The 4,926-nt window shown below is 67.7% G+C and carries 5 protein-coding genes; all 5 read left to right on the forward strand.

All coding sequences use genetic code 11. From position 1 onward, the window contains the following. Positions 1-482, forward strand: a 482-nt coding sequence (locus AB4Y86_RS12060; RefSeq protein ID WP_441402464.1) for a GntR family transcriptional regulator, incomplete at its 5' end; no start/stop codon positions are given. Positions 483-573: 91 nt separating this feature from the next. Further along, positions 574-1,572, forward strand: a complete 999-nt coding sequence (locus AB4Y86_RS12065) for a sugar phosphate isomerase/epimerase family protein (protein WP_441402465.1) — start codon at positions 574-576, stop codon at positions 1,570-1,572. Between the two features lie 63 nt (positions 1,573-1,635). Next, entirely contained in the window at positions 1,636-3,357 is a 1,722-nt protein-coding gene (gene dhaL, locus AB4Y86_RS12070; RefSeq protein ID WP_441402466.1) for a dihydroxyacetone kinase subunit DhaL, read from the forward strand. A 12-nt stretch (positions 3,358-3,369) separates the two neighbouring features. After that, on the forward strand, positions 3,370-3,894 hold the full coding sequence (locus AB4Y86_RS12075; protein ID WP_441402467.1) for a ribose-5-phosphate isomerase: 525 nt from the start codon (positions 3,370-3,372) through the stop codon (positions 3,892-3,894). Next, positions 3,891-4,844: a 3-hydroxyacyl-CoA dehydrogenase family protein gene (locus tag AB4Y86_RS12080; RefSeq protein WP_441402468.1), complete on the forward strand. Its 954-nt coding sequence runs from the start codon at positions 3,891-3,893 to the stop codon at positions 4,842-4,844. Before AB4Y86_RS12075 ends, AB4Y86_RS12080 begins: the two co-directional genes overlap by 4 nt. Positions 4,845-4,926: the final 82 nt, after the last annotated feature.

The following is a 4,926-nucleotide window of genomic DNA, read 5'->3' on the forward strand; positions in this document are numbered from 1 at the left end:
GGACCGCCCTGCGCGGCTACCGGGTGGCTCCGCTCTTCACCCCCGACGAGCTGGCCGACCTGATGGATGCGCGCCTGGTAATCGAACCTGCCAACGCCCTCATGGCGTGCCGCCGCGCCGACAAGGACCTGACTGCCCAGTTGGCCCACGCCATCGCCGACCTCAAGGCCGCGCCGCGGGGGCCCTCTTTCGCCGAGTTCCGCTCTTATTGGGAGGCCGACGAACGCTTCCACCGGCTCATCGCCACGCATGCGAACAACCAGTTCCTGCTGTCCGCGTACAACGCGCTCGGGGGGCAGGTGCAGCGCTTCAGATTTTTCGGCGGCCTGGGCGTCACCGACGCTGACTTTGCGATCGCCGAACACACCGAAATATTGCACGCTTTCGAGGCCGGCGACGCCGAACTGGCGCGCGCGAAAATGGTTGCCCATATTGAAGGCGTCAAACAGCGCTCCCAGCACGACAGCGAAGTCCGCAACTAACTGCCCGGTAGTCCGGTCCCTAAAAACCCTTGACAAAGCTTTCCTCGATGATCAATCCTATAGGAAATGTGATTCAAGATTTGGAGTGACAATGTCGTACACCGCCGAAAACTGGCCCATCACCGCGGCCCTCCTGCAGTTCCCGGGAATCCGGCCCGACGGGACGTCCGTCCAGGATGCCCCCGCCGCCGAATGGCAGCAGGTCTTCCAGGAAGTCGCAGACGCAGGCTTCGCCAACGCCGACCTGACTGACAGCTGGGTGCGTCCCGGGGACCTCAGCGCCGCCCGGCTGGACGAACTCGCGGCCGCGGCCCGCGGCGCCGGAATCGGCCTTCCCGCCATCTCGGCGATCCGCCGCAGCGTGATCGACGCGGCCAACTGGGAAGACAACCTGGCCTACACGCACCGCACCATCGACGCCGCCGCGCAGCTGGGCTGCGAAGTTGTCTCGATCGGCCTGCACCAGGCACTCACCCCGGAACAGCGCGAACAGCTCTGGTTCTGGACTGTCGAAGGCCATAAGGACCCCGTGGGCGACAAGGAGACCTGGAACAAGGCCGTCACCCGCATCCGCGAAGTCGGCCGGCACGCCGCGGAACTTGGCCTCCTGGTCTCCCTGGAGATGTACGAGGACACCTACCTTGGAACTGCAGACTCCTCGGTGCAGCTGGTCCAGGACATCGACCTGCCCAACGTGGGAATCAACCCTGACATCGGCAACCTGGTCCGACTGCACCGGCCCATCGAGGACTGGCGCGAGGTGGTCCGGAAGACCCTGCCGTACTCCAACTACTGGCACGTCAAGAACTACATCCGCGACGAAAACCGAGCCAAGGGCCAGTACGTCGCGTTGCCTGCCCCGATGGAATCCGGCCTGATCAGCTACCGCGAGGCGTTCCAGTTCGCCATCTCGGTCGGCTTCCAGGGCATCATCTGCACCGAGCACTACGGCGGAGACGGCCTCAGCGTCACCGCCGCCAACCAGGACTACCTGCGCCGCCGGATCCTGCCCAAGCGCGACGGCTACGCCCTCGGCACCAGCCTGGTGGCCCAGGGCCGGCAGCAGCCGGCCGCCGTCGCCGCCCACTAGGCCGACGGCGCCTCCGGGCCACCCGGCCCGTTCCACCCGCTCCAACCGGTTCAACGAGGAATCATGACCAAGATATTTGACGATCCCGCAAGCTTCGCGGACGAAGCCCTGGACGGCTTCGCCGCCGTCCACCGCCAGTACGTGGCACGTGTCGAAGGCGGAGTGGTCCGCTCCACCGAGACTCCGGACGGCCGCGTCGCTCTGGTGATCGGCGGCGGGTCGGGGCACTATCCGGCCTTCGCCGGGCTGGTGGGCGCCGGACTGGCCGCGGGCAGTGCCTGCGGAAACATGTTTGCCTCGCCCTCCGCGGGCCAGGTTTATCGCGTGGCCAAGGCAGCGGAATCCGGCGGCGGGGTGCTGCTCAGCTACGGCAACTACGCCGGGGACGTGCTGCACTTCGGCCAGGCGCAGGACAAGCTTAACGCCGAAGGCATCGACACCCGCACGGTGCTGGTGACCGACGACATCGCCAGTGCCCCGCTTGAGGAGATCGAAAAGCGCCGCGGCATTGCCGGGGACCTTACCGTCTTCAAAGTCGCCGGGGCCGCCGCCGAGGCAGGACTGGACCTGGACGAGGTGGAACGGCTGGCGGTCAAGGCCAACCACCACACCCGCTCCCTCGGCGTCGCCTTCGCAGGCTGCACCCTTCCGGGCGCAGCGGAACCGCTGTTCACCGTCCCCGTTGGCATGATGTCCGTCGGCCTGGGCATCCACGGCGAACCCGGGATCTCCGAGCAGCCGCTGCCCACCGCCAGCGAGCTGGCCGCGCTGCTGGTGGACGGGCTGCTCAAGGACAAGCCGGACACCTCCGGCCGCCGGGTCGTGCCGATCCTTAACGGCCTCGGCACGGTCAAATACGACGAGCTGTTCCTGCTGTTCGGCAAGGTCGAGGCCCTGCTGACCGCCGCCGGACTGGAGATCGTTGAACCGGAATGCGGCGAACTGGTCACCAGCCTGGACATGTCCGGGCTGTCCCTGACGTTGTTCTGGCTGGACGAGGAACTGGAGAAGTTCTGGTCCGCGCCGGCCGACACCCCCGCCTTCCGCAAGGGCAACCTGGCGCCGCGCCGCGCCCGCACCCTGTCCGTGCAGGCTAAGGCCGGGGCGACGCCGGCCCTGGCCGCGACCACGGCGTCCACCGCACTGGCCGCCACCGCCGTGGCCGCGCTGAGGGTGGCGCAGTCCGTCGTCGTCGAACATGAGGAAGCCCTCGGAAAACTTGACGCGATCGCCGGCGACGGCGACCACGGCATCGGCATGCGCCGGGGCGTGGACGCGGCGGTGGCCGCTGCGGAACAGTCGCACGCCGCCGGCGCCGGGCTGGAAGAGGTGCTCGCCGCGGCCGGCGAGCAGTGGGCCGAGCGCGCCGGCGGCACCTCCGGGGCGCTCTGGGGGGCTGCGGTTACTGCCGTCGGCCGGGCGCTTGGCAGCAAGGACGCCTACACGGCCGCCGATGCCGCCGCCGCCGTCGACGCCCTCCGGGACGCCATCATCACCCTGGGAAAGGCCGAAGCCGGAGACAAGACGATGGTGGACGCGCTGCTTCCCTTCGCCGAAGTCTTCAACCGGGCCATCGACGACGGCGACGGCCTGGCCCGCAGCCTGCGGACCGCGGCCGACGCGGCCGCCAAAGCCGCGGACGCCACTGCGGCGCTCAGCCCCAAGAAGGGCCGGGCCCGGCCGCTAGCCGAAAAAAGCATCGGCCACCCCGACCCGGGCGCCGTGTCTTTCGGCCTGATCGCCGACCGGGTGGCCGACTACGCGGCCTCCATCGAAAACAGCTGAAGGAGTACTCCCTTGACTCAAACCAATGAGCCCCAAAACACCGGACCCAGCACCTCCCCGGCCGGCTGGCGCATCGTCGTCGGAAATGACGAAGCCGGCGTCGAGTACAAGAACGCGCTCCGCGAACTGCTCGAGGCGGATCCCCGGGTCGCCTCGGTGGAGGACATCGGCGTCGGTGCTGACGACACCACCGCCTACCCGCACCTGGCCGTCGCGGCGGCCCGCAAGGTTGCCGCCGGCGAAGCCGACCGCGCCCTGCTGATCTGCGGGACCGGGCTGGGCGTAGCCATCTCGGCCAACAAAGTCCCGGGCATCCGCGCCGTCACCGCCCACGACAGCTACTCCGTGGAGCGGTCTGTACTGTCCAACAACGCCCAGGTGCTGACCATGGGCCAGCGCGTGATCGGGCTGGAACTTGCCAAGAAACTGGTAGGCGAATGGCTGGGCCACCGCTTCGACGAAACCTCCGCATCCGCGGCCAAAGTAGACGCAATCCACTCCTATGAAGGAGCTTCGGAAGGACTTGAAACCACATGACCGCTCGTAACATCGCCGTCGTCGGTTCGGGCTACATGGGCGGCGGAATCGCCCAGGTCCTGGCCCTCGCCGGAGCCCGCGTCGCCCTCGCCGACGTCTCCGCCGAGATCGCCCAAAGCAACTACGAGCGGCTGCTCAAAGAATCCGACGAGTTCGTCGCCGCCGGACTGTTCCCTGCCGGGGCCACCGAGACGCTGAAGGAAAACCTCTGGGCCGCCAAGGACATCGAAGAAGCCGTCGCCGACGCTGAGTACATCGAAGAAGCCGTGCCCGAGGTTCTCGAGATCAAGCACGGCACCCTGGCCCGGATCAGCGCGGCGGCCCGCCCGGATGCGATCATCGGCTCCAACACCTCAACCATCTCCATCGCGAAACTGGCCGAGGTGGTGGCCAACCCGGAGCGCTTCCTGGGCGTGCACTTCTCCAACCCTGCACCGTTCATCCCCGGCGTGGAAGTCATCCCGCACGAAGGCACCTCCGCCGCCACCATCGAGACTGCCCGCACCATTGTGGGGGAGACCGGCAAGGAAACAGCCACCGTCAAGGACGCCACCGGCTTTGTGCTCAACCGGCTGCAGTACGCGCTCTTCCACGAGGCCGCCCAGGTGGTGGAGGAGGGCATCGCGACTGCGGAGGACGTGGACACCATGGTCCGCACCACCTTCGGCTTCCGGCTGCCGTTCTTCGGACCCTTCGCGATCGCGGACATGGCGGGCCTGGACGTGTACGCGTTCTGCTACAAGTCGCTGCARACSGGYTTCCCGGAGCGGTTCGCCACGCCGCGGATCCTGCAGGAAAAGGTCGACGCCGGGCAGCTCGGCACCAAGACCGGCGCCGGCTTCCTCAACGTCCCAGCCGAGCAGACCGCCGCGCTGGTGGCCTACCGGAACAAGGCCTACGTCGCGATGCAGAAGCTGATCGAAGAGCTTGGCCCCGCACCCCTTGGCTGACAGCCGCCTACTTCCTAAGGAGAATTCCATGACCTCATTCCCCGCAGACCGCACAGTGATCGTCACCGGCGCCGTCTCCGAG

It is taken from the genome of Arthrobacter sp. 2YAF22_2, from assembly GCF_052114645.1.
Taxonomy (GTDB): domain Bacteria; phylum Actinomycetota; class Actinomycetes; order Actinomycetales; family Micrococcaceae; genus Arthrobacter.